Consider the following 14,849-nt stretch of genomic DNA (forward strand, 5'->3'; position numbering starts at 1 on the left):
CGGCTAATTTTCCGTTACCAAATCTGCGCGAGGCATTATGGTCGAGCCTGTTTATCTCTTCGATCTCGTCGAAAAGCAGCGGAGCTGGCTCTCTGCGCGTCAATCGGTGGTCGCTCAGAACATCGCCAACGCCAATACGCCCGGCTACAAGGCGGTCGATGTCGCGCCTTTCTCCAAGGTTCTCGATCATAGCGCATTGGAGCTCGCCGGCACCAATGGGCTGCATATTCAGACAGCGGCTTTCGATCCGCGCGCGTCCTCGCCGAAGGAAGGCGCGAATTGGGAGACGAGCCTCTCCGGCAATTCGGTCAGCCTCGAGCAGGAGATGATGAAGGCGGGCCAGATTCGCGGCGCCTTCTCGCTCAGCACCAGCATCATGAAGTCGTTCCACGGAATGTGGATGGCGACGTTGAAGGGATAATGCGAGATGGACGCTCTCGAAGCCTCCATGAAAATCTCCGGCGCAGGTCTCGAGGCGCAATCCTCGCGCCTGCGCGTCGTCGCGGAGAATATGGCCAATGCGCGCTCCACGGGCCAGACCGCGGGCGCGAATCCTTACGTGCGCAAGACCGTCACCTTCGCCAATGAGCTCGATCGCGCGAGCGGCGCGGAGCTGGTTCATATCGGCGCGGTCGGCGTCGATCGCACGCCGTTCCGCGTCGAGCACGATCCGGGCAATCCGGCTGCGGACAAAAACGGCAATGTGAAGTTTCCGAATGTGAATATTCTCACCGAAGTGGCCGATATGCGCGAGGCCAATCGCGCCTATGAGGCCAATCTCCAGGTCATGAAGCAGACGCGCGATCTGCTGACCATGACGATCGATCTGCTGAAGGGAAGCCAATGATCGGACTCGTCCCCGGAATCGTCTCCTCCGTCGCCTCCAGCGCCGGCGTCTCGGCGCTGAGCGGCGCGACGAAGAGCGCAGCCGCCGCATCTGTCGATGGGGCGTCTTTCGCGCAAGTGCTCGATCAGCTCACGACGGGCGTCGTCGACAAGGTGAAATCGAGCGAGGCGGCGTCCATCGCCGGCGTGCAGGGCAAAGCCTCCGTGCAGCAGGTGGTGGATGAGATCATGTCCGCCGAGCGCGCCTTGCAGACGGCGATCGCAGTGCGCGACAAGGCGGTCGGCGCCTATCAGGAAATCAGCCGGATGACGATTTGAACAAGGATCGGTAGAATCATGCGAGCGCTCGCCATCGCGGCCACGGGCATGAACGCCCAGCAGCAGAATATCGAAGTTCTCTCCAACAATATCGCCAATATCAACACGACGGCGTTCAAGCGCTCGCGCGCGGAGTTCACCGATCTGCTCTATCAGGCGGACCGCTTGCAGGGCGTCTCCAACCGCGGCCGCGACGCGACGATTCCGGAAGGCTCGCAGACCGGCCTCGGCGTGCGCCTCGCGGCGATCCGCAGCCTGCAGACGCAAGGCTCGCTGACGCAGACGGGCAATCAGCTCGATCTCGCGCTGCAAGGCCGCGGCTGGTTCCAGATCGTCGGCGCCGACAGCGAGACTGTGTATACCCGCGCCGGCTCTTTCAGCACCAACGCCAATGGACAATTGGTGACGGGCGACGGCTATCTGGTGACGCCGACCATCGTCATTCCGAACAACGCGACCGCGATCACGGTCAATCAATCGGGCATCGTCTCGGCGACTATCGGCGGGCAGACGACGCCGCAGCAGCTCGGCCAATTGACCATCGCCAATTTCGCCAATGAATCGGGTCTCGAGGCGCTGGGCGGCAATCTCTTCCGCCAGACGGTCGCCTCCGGCGCGCCGGTCGTCGGCGTGCCGGGCGATCCGGGCTTCGGCACGATCAGCCAATATTATCTCGAGAGCTCGAATGTCGATCCGGTCAAGGAGCTCGTCAATCTGATCTCCGCGCAGCGCGCCTTCGAGCTCAGCTCAAAGGTGATCCAAGCGGTGGACGAGATGGAAGGCACTGTGTCGAAGGGAATCAGATGATGCGGCCGCCGCGGCTCGTCGCTCTCGTGCTGGCCGCGGTCGCCTGCGGCCTCTCGCCGCTCGGCGCGGAGGAGCGCATGCTCCCCGTGCCGTTGGGCGTCATCTATCCGGGCGACGTCATTCGTGAATCGATGCTCGGCGAGCGCGCCTTTGGCTTCGGCGGCGGCGTGGACGGCTCCGTCGCGGAGACGAAAGGCGCGCTCATCGGCAAGGTCGCGCGGCGCACGCTGCTGCCGGACCGCCCGGTCCCGACCATCGCCGTCGATGCGCCCAAGGTGGTCACGATCAATGCGTCGGTGAAGATCGTCTTCGATGAAGGCGGCATGGTCATCGTCGCTTACGGCTCGGCGCTGCAGGCCGGCTCGGTCGGCGATCTCATCCGCGTGCGCAATCAGGATAGCGGGCTCGTCGTCACCGGCCGCGTGCAGGCGGACGGCTCCATTCGTGTGAGCGAGGGCTGATGCGCAGGCTCGTCGCGCTCGCTCTGCTCGTGCTGATGAGCGCGCCGGCGCTCGCTTCGGTGCGGCTCAAGGACATCACCTTTCCGCGCGGCGCGCGGGAATATCAGCTGCTCGGCTATGGCCTCGTCGTCGGCCTGCAAGGCACGGGCGACACGCTGCGCAACGCGCCTTTCACCGAGCAGTCGGTGTCGTCCATGCTCGATCGGCTCGGCGTCAATGTGCGCAACAGCGCGTTGCGCACGCGCAATCTCGCCGCGGTGATGGTGACGGCGGCGCTGCCGCCCTTCGTCGGCTGGGGCTCGACGATCGACGTCACTGTTTCCGCTATGGGCGATGCGACGTCATTGATGGGCGGAACGCTGCTGCTCACCTCGCTCACCGGCATAGACGGCAATGTCTATGCGATCGCGCAAGGGCCGATCGCCGTCTCGGGCTTCGCCGTCGGCGGTCAGAACGAGACGTTGACGCATGGCGTCGCGACTGTGGGGCGCGTGCCCAATGGCGCGACGATCGAGCGCGAGGCGCCGCGACCCTCCAGCGAGGATGGGGCGCTGATGCTGGAGCTGCGCAATCCCGACTTCGCGACCGCGGTGCGCATCGTCGACGCGATCAATCATTACTCGCAGGCGAAATACCATCAACGCATCGCGCGCGAGCGCGACAATCGGACCATCTCGTTGACGGCGACGCGCGGCGGCGCGACGCGTCTGCTCGCCGAGATCGGCGAATTGCGCATCGAGCCGAGCACGCCCGCGCGCGTCGTCATCGACGAGCGCACCGGCACTGTGGTGATCGGCCAGGATGTGAAGATCTCGCCTGTCGCATTGACGCATGGCGGCCTCACCGTGCGCATCAATGAAACGCCGGAAGTCTCGCAGCCGGCGCCTTTCTCCAATGGCAGAACGACCGTGACCAGCCAGACGCGCATTACCGCGACCGAGGAGGTCGGCGGCGTCGCCACGCTGGAAGGGCCGACATTGCGCACGCTGGTGCGCGGGCTCAATCAGATCGGCCTGAAGCCGACAGGGATCATCTCGATCCTGCAGGCGATCAAGACGGCCGGCGCCTTGCAGGCGGATCTCGTCATTCAGTGATGAAGGATCAATGCGGTCGGCTCGCGCGCAAGGCGCTCTCCAGCGCCATTATGACGGGTATTATGGCGGTCTTCTCACGTTGCGCTGCGGAATAGAGCTCGTCGCCGGCGGTGTGCTCGATCTTCTGCAGAGCTTCTAGCTGACGCTCGAGACTCTCGAGCAGAGTCGCTGCATCGCTGCGCTCCAGCGTGAGCGAAAGCTCGATCTGATCGCCCATATTCTCCTCCGCTAACGCGATCGGCCTCCACGTCTCATTTGGGCGCGGAGGCCGTCCTGCGGAAGGGGCGTCGATGCGCATGATGAGGGCCGGCTCGGTGGGCGTCGGCGGGACGTCGCGCTCGCGTGTGCGTTGCGCGTCCCCGAGGCCATGGGCGTGACATAGCCTGGCCGCGGCGGCGAGGCCGCAGCGAGCGAATGGCATGAGAGGTCCTGGTCGGGAATAGGCGAGAGCGCGACAGGCGCGACGCAACACGTTGAATCGGCGAGCGCGAAGCGATCGATGCGTCGCCGCTTCGCCATTGCGGCATTTGCGAGCGCTGCGTCTAGATCGCCCAATAGAGTCAAGTGACTGCGCAATAATCATACGCTACCGACGTGGCGTCGCCGAGTGGGCTTCGCGTAGCTTTCGAAGGGCTCTACGGCCGGATTGCGGATCGGCGAAACTTCAAAGATAATCGGCGCCGACGCTCGAGCGTGAGCGTTCAAGAGAACCGAGGGGCCTCGGATGCAGGCCCGACCGGCGAATCTGATTGAGGCCCGCAAAGGGAATTCGAGCGTTGTTTTCGCTCCCGCTCTCAGGCTCGCCCAAGCGAGTGAGAGAGCGAGAAAATGGCAAAGAATTCCCTGATCGCCCTGCTGCAGGAGAAGCTCGATTCGGCGCGCCGCGAATTGCGGTCGGCGTCGGTCGATTTCGATATTTCGGACGAGCAGCTGCTCGATCTGCGGGCGAGCGCGCGGCGGATCTTCCTGGAGCTCAAGGAGCAGGACCGCCAGGTCGCGCAAAAAGGCCTGCTCTCCGCCTTGAAGTTCTGGTGAGGCGCGCAAGGCGTGGCGGAAAATCCCACTGACGGGCTAGCAAGGCGCCCTCATTGCATTTAAATGCAAGACACGATCATCGGCGGCCGCGATAAATCGGAGCGCTCAGCGACGATGCGCGCGCCGCCGGATCATGAGGAAACGACCATGAAGCTCAAAACCGCCGTTCTCACGCTCGCTTTCGGCGGCGCGCTTTTCGCCTCGACGATCGCCCGCGCCGACGACCGGCTCGATCAGGCCTCCAACCATGTCGAGGAAGCGATCACGCAGGTCAAGCTGAAGGACACTGGGCTTCTCGCCTATCACGCCGATCTCGCGCTGGAGAAGGCCGAGTCGCTGCAGAAGTTCAAGCCGGACGCGCATCTCGCCGCGGCGATCGACCATCTGAAGGCCACCATCGACGAGGCCCGCCAGAACCATCTCGCGCAGGCCGCCGAGCATGTGAAGGCCGCCGACGCGGAGCTCAAGCAGGTCGCGAAGTAATTTCTCGTCCCAGGTCGGCGCGCCCCTTCTCGGGGGCGCGCTACGACCGGCAAAACTGACATTTCATGCTTTTCCGCCCCGATAGAGCACCAGTTCCGGCCGCCCCGGGGCGCCCGGTCGCACCACGCGGCGGCCGACCGGCTCCGACAGACGAAAATGCGCCTCGCTGGGCGCGATGACGCGGAAGGACGTCAGCCGCAGCGGATGGGCGGGCGCGACGCCGAGCCAGCGCGGACGGCGCGCGGGCGCGATGGCGCCGAGAACGCGGGAATGCGTCTTGCCGAAATGACGCAGCGGCAGCAGCAGCAGCTCGAGCTCCAACACGTCGCCCTCGTCTCCGGCGCGTCCCTCGACTCCGGCGACCACGGGAGCCACGCCGTCGATGACGGTCAGCATGACCGAGGCGAGCGTGCGGCGGTCCTCGGCAGACCACAGATCGAGAAAGGACTTCCCCTTCTGCTCGTCGAGCCAGAGCGCGTTCAGCCGTGTGCCGCAGAGGCGGATCGGAAAGCGGCCCGCCTCGTCGATCTCGATGATGAAGGAATCGGGCAGCGCCTCGCGAATTTCCGCCGGATCGATCTCGGATCGCTCGGGCGCCGATCGCGCCCCTTTCAAGCGGCTCCAATAGGCGTAGAGTTGCTGGTTGACCTTGTGTCTCATTTTGTTTCCAAAACGGCGTATCGTGAAGGACTTTGCGTCGAATCGGCGCGCCCTGCCGCCCGCCCCCGAGCGACGAGAGCTGAAGAGCAGGCCGCATGCCAGCGGCAAGAAATCGGTAACCACGCGCAATGGCTCCGGCGAGCCTGAAGGACGGCGCTGAGATGAATGATCGTTTCGAGGCGAGGCCACAGAGGGAGAAAATCCTCAATCTGCCCGGCGAGGTCACGGCGCTGCTCGCCGCGCTCGCGGCGATCCAATTCGCGCTCGGCGCTCTGCCCGGCGCGACGGTCTCCGAGATCTTCTCGGCGCTGGCTTTCGTTCCGGGACGAATCTCGATCGTTTTGGCGCCGGACGCCTTCATGCGCTCCATAGCGGGGCAATTGGCTCCGGGCGTCGAGGCCGGCGATATCGCCGAGGCGCTGGGCGCGGAGCGTCTGCCCTGGTGGACCTTCGTCACCTATGCGCTGCTGCACGCCAATTGGACGCATCTCGCCGTCAATGGCGTGACGCTGGCGGCCTTCGGCTCGCCTCTCTCGCGCCGTTTCGGCGCGGCGCGCTTCCTCGCCTTCATGGCGCTGACGGCGGCGGCGGGCGCGGCGGCGCATTTTGCGATCCATCCTTTCGATCTCGGCCCGGTCGTCGGCGCCTCGGCGGCGATCTCGGGAACCATGGCGGCGAGCGCGCGTTTCGCTTTCGCCCAGGATTCGCGGATCGGGGCGCCCTATGCGTCGCGGCGCGCGTCGAGCCTCGCCGAGCTCTGGTCCAACCGGCGCGCTCTCGCCTTCGTCGGCCTCTGGTTCGCGGCCAATCTGATCTTCGGCCTGTTTCCCGGCGCGGCGGGGTCGACGGAGCAGATCGCCTGGGAGGCGCATGTCGGCGGCTTTGTGGCGGGGCTTCTCCTGTTCGGCGCCTTCGACCGTCGGCGCGAGGGAGGCCGTGAGTAACCGCAACAGCTAGCCGCAAGTCGGCAGCGCTGAGATAAACTAGCGAGAGGGGAGGGATTTCATATGAATGTCGCCCGCATACTCGCCCGCAAGGGAGCCGAGGTCGTCACCATCGCGCCTGGACGGACATTGCTGCAAGTGGCGGAGGAGCTGACCCGCCGCGGCATAGGCGCGCTCGTCGTCGTCAGCGCCGATGACGAGATCGTCGGCCTCATCACCGAGCGCGACATCGTCGGCGCTATTGCGCGCTACGGCGTCGAGGCGCTCTGCGACGAGGTCGCGCGCTTCATGACCGCCGATCCCATGTCGATCGCCGAGGATCATTCGCTGGAAGCGACGATGGAGGCGATGACGGTGGAGCGCCGCCGTCATCTGCCGGTTCTGCGCGACGGGCGTCTCGCCGGCCTCGTCTCGATCGGCGACGTCGTCAAATGCCGGATCGACGAGATCGAGTCCGAGCGCCAGGAGCTTCGCGCCTATATCGCGACCGCCTGAGCGCCGCCGCTCCGCGAGGGTGACGCCGGAGCCGCTCGTCAGCGGCTCACGGCGTCGCGCCGACGAGCGGTATGTGGGCGAAGATGTTGGGCAGCGAGCGCCTCGTCGCCTCATGGCCGAGCTCGATCAATTCCTCGGCGCGGTGGAAGTCGAACATGCCGACATCCTCGTGACGCGCATGGATGGTCGCGTCTGGCGGATCGCCGGCCATGCGCGAGCGCAATATGCGGTCCTGGATGATATTGAAAGCGTCGATCATCGAGGCGGCGACATTGGGCGCGGCGCCGGGGCGGCGCTGGAAATAGCGCGGCAGAAGATGCGCTGCGAGGCCGGGCTCCGAGGCGTCGGCGAAGGGCGCGCTTTCTTTGGCGCGGCCGCCGCCGGCATGGGCGTGATGATCGTGGATCACATGGGAGCGATACATGGTGTCGGCGGTGACGTTCACCGCTATTACGAAATCGGCGCCCAGCGCCCGGCAGACGGTGATCGGAATGGGATTGACGAGCGCGCCGTCGAAGAGCCAACGGTCGCCGATGCGCACGGGCTCGAAAATGCCGGGCAGAGCGTAGGAGGCGCGCACGGCCGGCGCCAGCGCTCCGCGCTTCAGCCAGACCTCGTGTCCCGTGCCGACCTCGGTGGCGACGGCGGCGAAGCGGATCGGCAGATCCTCGATCGTGAGGTCGGTCAGCTCTTTCTCGAGCGCCGCGCGCAGCCGCTCGCCGCCGATGAGGCTCATGCCGGAGAAGGACAGATCCATGAAGGTGAAGACGCGCCTTTTGGTCATGGAGCGCGCGAAGGCCTCCACGGCGTCCAGCTTGCCGGCGGCGTAGCAGCTGCCGACCACGGCGCCGATGGAGGTGCCGGCGACCACATCGGGCACGATCCCATGCGCCGCCAATTCGCGCAGCACGCCGATATGCGACCAGCCGCGCGCCGCGCCGGCGCCGAGCGCCAGGCCGATCTTGGGCCGGGCGGCCGCGGGCGGTGGCGTCGGCTCGCGCGCAATGGGCGGCGCATCGACCCCGCCGCCGCCATCCGGCGCCCATCTGTCGAAGGGATTGCGAAAAAAGGCCGTCATCGCGCCTCTCCTGCCTGCCGTCTCCGCCCGTCTTCTGATTTTTCTTATATTGGGCGGAAGGCTGCGCGCTGAAAGTAGCGGGGCGGTTAACGGCGCCGTCGCGGGGCCGGATCGGCTGCTCGGCTCAGGCCGGCTCGGTTCCGAAGATCGACCAGCCCATGCGCCGCGCCAGTCTCTCCAGCGCGATGCGGCCGAGATGGGAATTGCCATTGGCGTCGAGGCCCGGCGACCAGACGGCGATGGACGCCTTGCCGGGCGCAACGGCCAATATGCCGCCGCCGACGCCGCTCTTGCCGGGCAGGCCGACGCGATAGGCGAATTCGCCGGAGCCGTCGTAATGGCCGCAGGTCAGCATCAGCGCATTGATGCGGCGGGCGCGCTCGGCCGAGACCACCGACGATCCGGTGGAGGGGATACGGCCCGAATGGGCGAGATAGCGCCCCGCCATCGCCAGCTGCCGGCAGGTCATGGCGATGGCGCAATGGTGGAAATAGACGCCGAGCGTGAAATCCACTGGATTGGCGATCACGCCGAAGGATTTCATATAATTGGCGAGCGCTATGTTACGAAAGCCGGTACGCTTTTCCGATTCCGCCACGGCCCGGTCGACATAGATCGTCTCGTCCTGGGCCAAAAACTGCAGAAAGCGCAAAATCTCACCCAGAGCCTCGCGCGGCTGATGGCCGGACAGGATCACATCCGTCACCGCTATGGCGCCGGCGTTGATGAAGGGATTGCGCGGCACGCCGCGCTCGCGTTCCAGCTGCACGATCGAGTTGAACGGATTGCCGGAGGGCTCGCGGCCGACGCGCCGCCACAGAAGATCGCCCACCATGCCGAGCGCCAGCGTCAGCGTGAAGACTTTGGAAATGCTCTGGATCGAGAAAGGCGTGTCGGCGTCGCCGCCGGCGGCGACGCGGCCCTCGGCGTCGATGACCACAATGCCGAAAGCACCGGGGTCGACGCCCGCCAGCTCAGGGATGTAGCTCGCGACCTCGCCGCGATCCGGCCGCGCCGCCATTTCGGCGGCGATCTCCTGCACGGCTGTTTCGAGCTCGGTCACTTGTGCCTCACCAGAGCGCGATGTCGGGCTTTTTAGCTCTCGAGAACGAGGCGGGGAGCGGCGCCGCTCTCGCCCAAATTCTCGACATGGCGATAGAAGCAGGATTTGCGGCCGGTGTGGCAGGCCTTGCCGTCGCCGCCGGGCTCGACGGCGAGCAGCAGCGCGTCCTGGTCGCAATCGACCTTCAGCGACACCACTTTCTGCACCTGGCCGGAGGTGTCGCCCTTGCGCCACAGGCTCTGTCGGGAGCGCGACCAATAATGCGCGACGCCCGTCTCCAGCGTCTTCTCGAGCGCCAGCGCGTTCATATAGGCGACCATCAGCACCTCGTTCGTCGCCGCCTCGACGGTGACGCAGACGATGAGCCCCTGGGCGTCATAGCGCGGCGTGAGGGCGAGCCCTTCCTCGAGCGCATGAGCCTCGGCCGGCGGCAGAGCGGACATAGGATTTCCCTCGGGGAAGCGGTCAGCGGGCGCCGCGCAGCAGCGTGTAGAAATGCACCTGCTCGGCCGGATCGTCGCGGAACACGCCCGAGAACTGCACCGTCACCGTGGAGGAGCCCTGCTTCATCACGCCGCGCATGGACATGCACATATGCTCCGCCTCCACCAGCACGGCGACGCCGCGCGGCGTCAGATGCTGGTTGATCGCGGTGGCGATCTGCGCCGTCATGGCTTCCTGCGTCTGCAACCTGCGGGCGTAGACGTCGACGAGCCGCGCCAGCTTGGAGAGGCCGACGACGCCGCCGGTCGGATAATAGGCGATATGCGCTTTTCCGACAAAAGGAACGACGTGATGCTCGCAATGCGAGAAAAACGGTATGTCGCGGACCAGCACGAGGTCGTCATAGCCCTCGACCTCCTCGAAGACGCGGGCCAGTTCCTCGCCCGCGTCCTCCTGATAGCCGCGGAAGAATTCCTCATAGGCCTTCACGACGCGGCGGGGCGTCTCCTTGAGACCCTCCCTTTCGGGATTGTCGCCCGCCCAGCGCAGCAGCACGCGCACTGCCGCCTCCGCTTCCTCGCGGGTCGGGCGCTCGACGGGAGTCTCGGCCGTCTCGTTACGGTCGAGCAAGGACTTAACCACGGCATCCATGTGGCGCCTCCAGATAGACGATTGGCCCGACCACTTCGGGGAAGACGGCCGCTTTCAACGCGGCCTGCGGAATTATATACTCAGTGGAAGGATTCCACGTAACCCCCCCCGCTAGCAACTTATCGGCCACAATGCTCGATCAAGTCTACAACCAGCGCATACTGGAGCTCGCCGCGCAGATACCGCGCGTCGGTCGTCTCGAGGCTCCAGACGCGAGCGCCACCGCCCATTCCAAGCTGTGCGGATCGACCGTCACGATCGATCTCACCCTATCGGATGGAAAAGTGGCGGATTTCGCACATGAGGTCAAAGCCTGCGCACTCGGCCAGGCGGCCTCCTCGATCATGGCGCGCAACATTGTCGGCTCCACGCCGCAAGAGCTGCGCGACCTGCGCGAGACCGTCCGCAAGATGTTGAAGGAAAATGGCGCTCCGCCCCAGGGAAAATGGGAGGACATCGCCATTCTGGAGCCTGTGCGCGATTTCAAATCGCGTCACGCCTCGACGCTCCTGACCTTCGACGCCGTCGTGGACGCGATCGGGCAGATCGAGAAGCGACAACAGGGCTGAGGGGGGACGCTTCGGCGTTCCCTCTGGCGCGGCGCGAGACGGCGCCGCTCGGGCCGGCTCGTCTCCGACGGGCCGGCGGCGGCGACTTGCGCGCCATGGGAGACTGCGAGTGCCGACGACCTATCTCCCGCGCGTCTCCGCGGCCGATCACGAGCTCTTGCGCTACAGCGTCGATAATTATCCCGCCGACACGCACGACAAATGGCTTCGCCTCCAAGCGAAGGAAATCGCCAATTGGCGCGCGAGCGGCTGGGATGTCGTCATGATCGACGTCGGCGCCGAGGATTTCGACCGCTATTGCCGCGAGACCGGCGCGAGCCCCAATTTCCATACGTTCCGCGCGATCGCCTCCGCCAAGGCGATCGGCAAATTCGCATGAGCGCCGCGCAAGTCACGAGAGGCACGCGATGATTATTTCCTCCGCCGCCGATTATCGCGAGGCCGCAAGGCGGCGCCTGCCGCGCTTTTTGTTCGACTATATAGACGGCGGCGCCGGCGCCGAGCGCACGCTCGCCGCCAATATGGCGGACCTTCAGAGCGTCACTCTGCGCCAGCGCGTGATGCAGGGCGTCGCCGGCGTCGATCTTTCCACGCAATGGCTCGGCGTCGCGGCGGATTTGCCGGTGCTGATCGCGCCCATCGGCATGTCCGGCATGTTCGCGCGGCGGGGCGAGGTTCAGGGCGCGCGGGCGGCGGCGAAAAAGGGCGTTCCCTTCATTCTCTCCACCCTCTCGGTCTGCCCGCTGGAGGAGGTCGCCGCGGCGAGCGCGCGGCCGATCTGGCTGCAGCTCTATATGCTCAAAGATCGCGGCTTCATGGAGAATATGCTCGCGCGCGCCAGCGCCGCGGGGATAGAGCATCTCGTCTTCACCGTCGATCTGCCGGCGCTGGGCGTTCGCTATAGGGACGCCCATTCCGGCATGGCCGGGCCATTCGCGCCGCAGCGGCGCCTGATGCAGGCGCTGGCCAAGCCCGCCTGGGCCTATGATGTCGGCCTCATGGGCCGGCCGCATGATCTCGGCAATGTCGCGGCCTATCTCGGCGGCGCGATGAAGCAGAAGAATTATCTGCGCGACATCGCCGCCAATGTCGATCCGACGCTCGACTGGTCCACGCTGGATTGGGTGCGCGCGCGCTGGCCGGGCCGCATCATTCTGAAAGGCGTGCTGGACGAGGCCGACGCGCGCGACGCCGTCCGCTGCGGCGTGGAGGCGATCATCGTCTCCAATCACGGCGGCCGCCAGCTCGACGGCGCGCGCTCCGTCGCCCGCATGCTGCCGCGCATCGCCGACGCCGTGGGCGACGATCTGTTGCTCCTCGCCGATTCCGGCGCCCGCTCCGGCCTCGACGTCCTGCGGCTGCTTGCGCTGGGCGCGAGGGGCGTGGCTCTGGGCCGCGCCTACGCCTTTGCGCTGGCCGCGGCGGGGCAGGGGGGCGTGGAGACTATGCTGGATATTTTCGCGGCGGAGCTGCGGGTGGGGATGATGTTGTGCGGGGTGGGGGAGGTGAAGGGCGTGGGGCGGGGGATTTTGAGTTCTTAGGCCTCGTGAGCCGCGTCGAGGCGCTATGCTATCTTGAGCCCGATCGCCGAAAGAATTCTCTCTGGAATCTCTATAGGTCCCGTAGCTTTTTCAATGTCCGCAACAACAACTTTTAGTTGCTCAGACAGAACCTTCAGAGTCGTCGGACTTAATATAACGGCGACCTCATCTTCAATTGTTGGAGTCACGATCTGCGTGCCTTTGAACATATTCGGTATCTGAGTCTGAAATCCGAACACAACGCTAACCTCGGTTGCGCCCGTGAGGACACGAAACGTGTTTGCATAAGTGTTTTTGAAATTGGTAGACTTTACAAATGCTACGTCATTAACGACGAGCGCATTTTCGCCCTTAGGAGGGGCTTTTGTTTTAGTGCCTTGCGACGGATTCATTAGCAACACTCCTGGTTGGATTGAGCCCGATTTGATCAAATGTCTTTTCATTTAGAGTTCTTGACAGCTGTAGCCGAGACTCATGGGGCTCTTCAGAAATGATATGAGTATAAACATGCGTAAATCCACGTTCAAAAATATTCAATTCCTCCATTGAGGCTGTGATAATCTGCTGTCCGTAGATAGCGTTGTCGAACGAATGAGCCTCCATTCGAGATGAAGATAAATCTTCTGCTTCACCGAGAAAGGTCTTGTAGTCCACGAACTTGATTATCAGCGCGACATCAAACGCCGCGGCCGTCGCCAGCAAAGTCTGAACCGTCATCTTGCCATAGGATGGGTCCTCTAGCCGAGACACGACACTCTGGGGCCTTCCCATGCGCTCAGCCAATTCCCCCTGCTTCCAGTTCCGTTCCGGCGCTTCACGAAGAGCGCGAATTTGATGCGCAATCCATCGGCGCACATGTGCTCCCACATATGCGTCTCGGTATTCCTTGCTCTTGAATTTTTCGAAAACCTTTTTAACCTTCATCGTCGTCTTCCCATAGGTGGGTGTCGACCTGTAGAGCCCTCACGAGGGTTGCTCTTTCGGCTGCCGTCTCTCTGGCGTCTTGCGGGGTATATGCCGACGATTTTTTGCTGCACCCGATCAGCAACGTGAATTCGTTGTCGTTCGGCCCGAAAATCCCGAAGGGACGATATTCGACTTTTTGGGAGTTAAATCGCAGTTCGCCGATCCCAGAAAGCCGCCCTGTGAGCAACTTGAAGTCTGGCATTCTCCATTCGGCTTTCTCCCTCTGCACTAGGTAGGCAAGAAGGGCGTCAAATTCCGCTTGGGCTGGGACCGGCAAGCGGAGATACCACTTCCAGACATCCTTCCTCCCGGAAGGAGAGACATAGGCGCGGAACGTCCACCTAACGGCCATACAGGTATCACAAAATTGCGAAATCGGCAAACGATTTCAGTTGGTGGCTTTTCGCAATTTTGTTCACTGAGCAAAACAAAAAGCCTTACTGGACGATATTCCGGCCGACATCGGATGTGAAGGCCGGTTCCGGCTGATCCAACGGTAACATGCCTGCCCGCGTCACAAACGACGGAGAAAACACGACCGACGGCGCGCTCGGCTCTAAAAATTTGCGAGGATCGCTACCCGTCGCCGCCCTTTCCCCCCTAGCAGCCCGCCATGACGGAAGAGACGATTCGTATCCTCGGCATAGACCCGGGCCTCTGCAACACGGGCAGGGGCTCGTCGAGACGTCGCGCGGCTCGCGGCTCTCCTTTGTCGCTTGCGGCTCGCTGCATTCGGCCGCCCACCCTCCCCTTTTAGGGGGAGGGTCGGACCGCGGAGCGGTCCGGGGTGGGGTCAGCGCCCCGGAGAGTGCCCCTTCCCGCCCGCCTTCGGCGATCCCCTCGAGGGCTATCGGATCACACATCGCGAAACTCTGCAGTCGTCCTGGCCGGGCTTGTCCCGGCCATCCACGCCAAGCAGCTGAGAAACCGCAGGAAAGCGTCCGCCATCGACGGGTTCTGTTCCCATGTTGGACGCAGCCGGAGCTTCGGCGTTACACCAAACTTCCACCACGCCTCGGCGCGCTGGCGTGGATGGCCGGGACGAGCCCGGCCAGGACGGCCGCACAGGGCGATGGGCGAACGAGAAGCGGTAATCGAAGAGGCGTTTCTACCTCCCCCTCGAGGGGGGAGGTCGAGCGCAGCAGGCGCTCGGGAGGGGGTGACGCCCCGAGTCTCTGCCGTTGCACCCCACCCCGGCCGGCTATCGCCGGCCGACCCTCCCCCTGAAGGGGAGGGTGAGCACGCCCCTTTCGGCATGTGCCCGCCTCTTGACACGTGCGGACTAAATTCCTATCTTCGTCCTGCCTCCGCCGGTGGGGCGTCGTCTTGAAGGGTAGGCGGCGTCGGCGGGGGTGCGGTTCGTAAGGGCGGGGGCAGACCCTCTCTCGTCTCAA

22 protein-coding genes are annotated in these 14,849 nt (G+C 64.5%); 13 read left to right on the forward strand and 9 right to left on the reverse strand.

Annotated elements, in window-relative coordinates; all coding sequences use genetic code 11:
- Positions 1 to 37 precede the first annotated feature (37 nt).
- The 6 genes from flgB to flgI are packed head-to-tail and all read left to right on the forward strand — an operon-like array spanning position 38 to position 3,526.
- The gene (flgB, locus tag GYH34_RS07995) at positions 38 to 421 is read left to right on the forward strand and encodes a flagellar basal body rod protein FlgB (protein WP_024879118.1); all 384 of its coding nucleotides are present in this window, start codon (positions 38 to 40) and stop codon (positions 419 to 421) included.
- A gap of 6 nt (positions 422 to 427) precedes the next feature.
- A complete protein-coding gene (gene flgC, locus GYH34_RS08000) occupies positions 428 to 847 on the forward strand; it encodes a flagellar basal body rod protein FlgC (RefSeq protein WP_161913115.1) in 420 nt (139 codons plus the stop codon).
- Positions 844 to 1,164 (forward strand): flagellar hook-basal body complex protein FliE, encoded by a 321-nt coding sequence (locus tag GYH34_RS08005; protein WP_161913116.1) that lies wholly within the window; start codon positions 844 to 846, stop codon positions 1,162 to 1,164. The genes flgC and GYH34_RS08005 overlap by 4 nt, the downstream gene beginning before the upstream one ends.
- Positions 1,165 to 1,182: 18 nt before the next feature.
- On the forward strand, positions 1,183 to 1,971 hold the full coding sequence (gene flgG, locus GYH34_RS08010) for a flagellar basal-body rod protein FlgG (RefSeq protein ID WP_161913117.1): 789 nt from the start codon (positions 1,183 to 1,185) through the stop codon (positions 1,969 to 1,971).
- Positions 1,968 to 2,432: a flagellar basal body P-ring formation chaperone FlgA gene (gene flgA, locus GYH34_RS08015; protein ID WP_161913118.1), complete on the forward strand. Its 465-nt coding sequence runs from the start codon at positions 1,968 to 1,970 to the stop codon at positions 2,430 to 2,432. The genes flgG and flgA overlap by 4 nt, the downstream gene beginning before the upstream one ends.
- Entirely contained in the window at positions 2,432 to 3,526 is a 1,095-nt protein-coding gene (flgI, locus tag GYH34_RS08020; protein WP_161913119.1) for a flagellar basal body P-ring protein FlgI, read from the forward strand. The genes flgA and flgI overlap by 1 nt, the downstream gene beginning before the upstream one ends.
- Before the next feature lie 7 nt (positions 3,527 to 3,533).
- On the opposite strand, the gene GYH34_RS08025 is transcribed toward flgI, so the two are convergent.
- A complete protein-coding gene (locus GYH34_RS08025) occupies positions 3,534 to 3,743 on the reverse strand; it encodes a hypothetical protein (protein ID WP_161913120.1) in 210 nt (69 codons plus the stop codon).
- A 611-nt stretch (positions 3,744 to 4,354) separates the two neighbouring features.
- Here GYH34_RS08025 and GYH34_RS08030 point away from each other — a divergent pair.
- Both GYH34_RS08030 and smbP read left to right on the forward strand, forming a co-directional pair.
- Positions 4,355 to 4,561, forward strand: a complete 207-nt coding sequence (locus GYH34_RS08030; RefSeq protein ID WP_161913121.1) for a hypothetical protein — start codon at positions 4,355 to 4,357, stop codon at positions 4,559 to 4,561.
- Positions 4,562 to 4,708: 147 nt separating this feature from the next.
- Positions 4,709 to 5,044 carry a small metal-binding protein SmbP gene (gene smbP / locus GYH34_RS08035; protein ID WP_244635316.1) on the forward strand — a complete coding sequence of 112 codons (336 nt, stop codon included), beginning with the start codon at positions 4,709 to 4,711 and terminating at the stop codon, positions 5,042 to 5,044.
- A 63-nt stretch (positions 5,045 to 5,107) separates the two neighbouring features.
- Here smbP and GYH34_RS08040 read toward each other — a convergent pair whose 3' ends face one another.
- On the reverse strand, positions 5,108 to 5,704 hold the full coding sequence (locus GYH34_RS08040) for a PAS domain-containing protein (protein WP_161913122.1): 597 nt from the start codon (positions 5,702 to 5,704) through the stop codon (positions 5,108 to 5,110).
- 161 nt (positions 5,705 to 5,865) lie between these two features.
- On the opposite strand from GYH34_RS08040, the gene GYH34_RS08045 reads away from it, so the two are divergent.
- Both GYH34_RS08045 and GYH34_RS08050 read left to right on the forward strand, forming a co-directional pair.
- Positions 5,866 to 6,648: a rhomboid family intramembrane serine protease gene (locus GYH34_RS08045; RefSeq protein WP_244635317.1), complete on the forward strand. Its 783-nt coding sequence runs from the start codon at positions 5,866 to 5,868 to the stop codon at positions 6,646 to 6,648.
- A gap of 63 nt (positions 6,649 to 6,711) precedes the next feature.
- A complete protein-coding gene (locus GYH34_RS08050) occupies positions 6,712 to 7,143 on the forward strand; it encodes a CBS domain-containing protein (RefSeq protein ID WP_161913124.1) in 432 nt (143 codons plus the stop codon).
- Between the two features lie 46 nt (positions 7,144 to 7,189).
- Here the strand turns inward: GYH34_RS08050 and GYH34_RS08055 are convergent, their stop codons facing one another.
- The 4 genes from GYH34_RS08055 to folE all read right to left on the reverse strand — a co-directional run bounded on the left by GYH34_RS08055 (position 7,190) and on the right by folE (position 10,379).
- Positions 7,190 to 8,221: a patatin-like phospholipase family protein gene (locus GYH34_RS08055; protein WP_161913125.1), complete on the reverse strand. Its 1,032-nt coding sequence runs from the start codon at positions 8,219 to 8,221 to the stop codon at positions 7,190 to 7,192.
- Between the two features lie 124 nt (positions 8,222 to 8,345).
- On the reverse strand, positions 8,346 to 9,284 hold the full coding sequence (locus GYH34_RS08060) for a glutaminase (RefSeq protein ID WP_161913126.1): 939 nt from the start codon (positions 9,282 to 9,284) through the stop codon (positions 8,346 to 8,348).
- A gap of 32 nt (positions 9,285 to 9,316) precedes the next feature.
- Positions 9,317 to 9,727 carry a phosphoribosyl-AMP cyclohydrolase gene (gene hisI / locus GYH34_RS08065; protein ID WP_161913127.1) on the reverse strand — a complete coding sequence of 137 codons (411 nt, stop codon included), beginning with the start codon at positions 9,725 to 9,727 and terminating at the stop codon, positions 9,317 to 9,319.
- Between the two features lie 22 nt (positions 9,728 to 9,749).
- A complete protein-coding gene (gene folE / locus GYH34_RS08070) occupies positions 9,750 to 10,379 on the reverse strand; it encodes a GTP cyclohydrolase I FolE (protein WP_018264614.1) in 630 nt (209 codons plus the stop codon).
- 131 nt (positions 10,380 to 10,510) lie between these two features.
- Here folE and GYH34_RS08075 point away from each other — a divergent pair, with 131 nt between their 5' ends.
- The 3 genes from GYH34_RS08075 to GYH34_RS08085 all read left to right on the forward strand — a co-directional run bounded on the left by GYH34_RS08075 (position 10,511) and on the right by GYH34_RS08085 (position 12,489).
- On the forward strand, positions 10,511 to 10,948 hold the full coding sequence (locus tag GYH34_RS08075) for an iron-sulfur cluster assembly scaffold protein (RefSeq protein WP_161913128.1): 438 nt from the start codon (positions 10,511 to 10,513) through the stop codon (positions 10,946 to 10,948).
- A gap of 109 nt (positions 10,949 to 11,057) precedes the next feature.
- On the forward strand, positions 11,058 to 11,327 hold the full coding sequence (locus GYH34_RS08080) for a hypothetical protein (RefSeq protein WP_161913129.1): 270 nt from the start codon (positions 11,058 to 11,060) through the stop codon (positions 11,325 to 11,327).
- Positions 11,328 to 11,355: 28 nt separating this feature from the next.
- Entirely contained in the window at positions 11,356 to 12,489 is a 1,134-nt protein-coding gene (locus GYH34_RS08085) for an L-lactate dehydrogenase (RefSeq protein ID WP_161913130.1), read from the forward strand.
- Between the two features lie 23 nt (positions 12,490 to 12,512).
- Here the strand turns inward: GYH34_RS08085 and GYH34_RS08090 are convergent, their stop codons facing one another.
- From GYH34_RS08090 to GYH34_RS08100, 3 genes are read right to left on the reverse strand one after another with little or no spacing between them, the layout of a single operon-like run.
- Positions 12,513 to 12,881 carry a DUF3467 domain-containing protein gene (locus tag GYH34_RS08090; RefSeq protein ID WP_161913131.1) on the reverse strand — a complete coding sequence of 123 codons (369 nt, stop codon included), beginning with the start codon at positions 12,879 to 12,881 and terminating at the stop codon, positions 12,513 to 12,515.
- Positions 12,859 to 13,413 (reverse strand): helix-turn-helix domain-containing protein, encoded by a 555-nt coding sequence (locus tag GYH34_RS08095; RefSeq protein WP_161913132.1) that lies wholly within the window; start codon positions 13,411 to 13,413, stop codon positions 12,859 to 12,861. Before GYH34_RS08095 ends, GYH34_RS08090 begins: the two co-directional genes overlap by 23 nt.
- Positions 13,403 to 13,807: a type II toxin-antitoxin system RelE/ParE family toxin gene (locus tag GYH34_RS08100; RefSeq protein WP_244635351.1), complete on the reverse strand. Its 405-nt coding sequence runs from the start codon at positions 13,805 to 13,807 to the stop codon at positions 13,403 to 13,405. Before GYH34_RS08100 ends, GYH34_RS08095 begins: the two co-directional genes overlap by 11 nt.
- Between the last annotated feature and the right edge of the window lie 1,042 nt (positions 13,808 to 14,849).

Source organism: Methylosinus sp. C49 (genome assembly GCF_009936375.1).
GTDB lineage: Bacteria > Pseudomonadota > Alphaproteobacteria > Rhizobiales > Beijerinckiaceae > Methylosinus.

Bases quoted from the DNA above. Each gene is read 5' to 3' on its own strand.
- GYH34_RS08095 (WP_161913132.1), bottom strand. From the start codon at position 13,413: ATGAAGGTTAAAAAGGTTTTCGAAAAATTCAAGAGCAAGGAATACCGA.
- flgC (WP_161913115.1), top strand. From the start codon at position 428: ATGGACGCTCTCGAAGCCTCCATGAAAATCTCCGGCGCAGGTCTCGAG.
- smbP (WP_244635316.1), top strand. From the start codon at position 4,709: ATGAAGCTCAAAACCGCCGTTCTCACGCTCGCTTTCGGCGGCGCGCTT.
- hisI (WP_161913127.1), bottom strand. From the start codon at position 9,727: ATGTCCGCTCTGCCGCCGGCCGAGGCTCATGCGCTCGAGGAAGGGCTC.
- GYH34_RS08085 (WP_161913130.1), top strand. From the start codon at position 11,356: ATGATTATTTCCTCCGCCGCCGATTATCGCGAGGCCGCAAGGCGGCGC.
- folE (WP_018264614.1), bottom strand. From the start codon at position 10,379: ATGGATGCCGTGGTTAAGTCCTTGCTCGACCGTAACGAGACGGCCGAG.
- GYH34_RS08075 (WP_161913128.1), top strand. From the start codon at position 10,511: ATGCTCGATCAAGTCTACAACCAGCGCATACTGGAGCTCGCCGCGCAG.
- GYH34_RS08100 (WP_244635351.1), bottom strand. From the start codon at position 13,807: ATGGCCGTTAGGTGGACGTTCCGCGCCTATGTCTCTCCTTCCGGGAGG.
- GYH34_RS08050 (WP_161913124.1), top strand. From the start codon at position 6,712: ATGAATGTCGCCCGCATACTCGCCCGCAAGGGAGCCGAGGTCGTCACC.
- GYH34_RS08040 (WP_161913122.1), bottom strand. From the start codon at position 5,704: ATGAGACACAAGGTCAACCAGCAACTCTACGCCTATTGGAGCCGCTTG.
- GYH34_RS08025 (WP_161913120.1), bottom strand. From the start codon at position 3,743: ATGGGCGATCAGATCGAGCTTTCGCTCACGCTGGAGCGCAGCGATGCA.
- flgG (WP_161913117.1), top strand. From the start codon at position 1,183: ATGCGAGCGCTCGCCATCGCGGCCACGGGCATGAACGCCCAGCAGCAG.
- GYH34_RS08005 (WP_161913116.1), top strand. From the start codon at position 844: ATGATCGGACTCGTCCCCGGAATCGTCTCCTCCGTCGCCTCCAGCGCC.
- flgB (WP_024879118.1), top strand. From the start codon at position 38: ATGGTCGAGCCTGTTTATCTCTTCGATCTCGTCGAAAAGCAGCGGAGC.
- GYH34_RS08045 (WP_244635317.1), top strand. From the start codon at position 5,866: ATGAATGATCGTTTCGAGGCGAGGCCACAGAGGGAGAAAATCCTCAAT.
- flgA (WP_161913118.1), top strand. From the start codon at position 1,968: ATGATGCGGCCGCCGCGGCTCGTCGCTCTCGTGCTGGCCGCGGTCGCC.
- GYH34_RS08030 (WP_161913121.1), top strand. From the start codon at position 4,355: ATGGCAAAGAATTCCCTGATCGCCCTGCTGCAGGAGAAGCTCGATTCG.
- GYH34_RS08055 (WP_161913125.1), bottom strand. From the start codon at position 8,221: ATGACGGCCTTTTTTCGCAATCCCTTCGACAGATGGGCGCCGGATGGC.
- GYH34_RS08090 (WP_161913131.1), bottom strand. From the start codon at position 12,881: ATGAATCCGTCGCAAGGCACTAAAACAAAAGCCCCTCCTAAGGGCGAA.
- flgI (WP_161913119.1), top strand. From the start codon at position 2,432: ATGCGCAGGCTCGTCGCGCTCGCTCTGCTCGTGCTGATGAGCGCGCCG.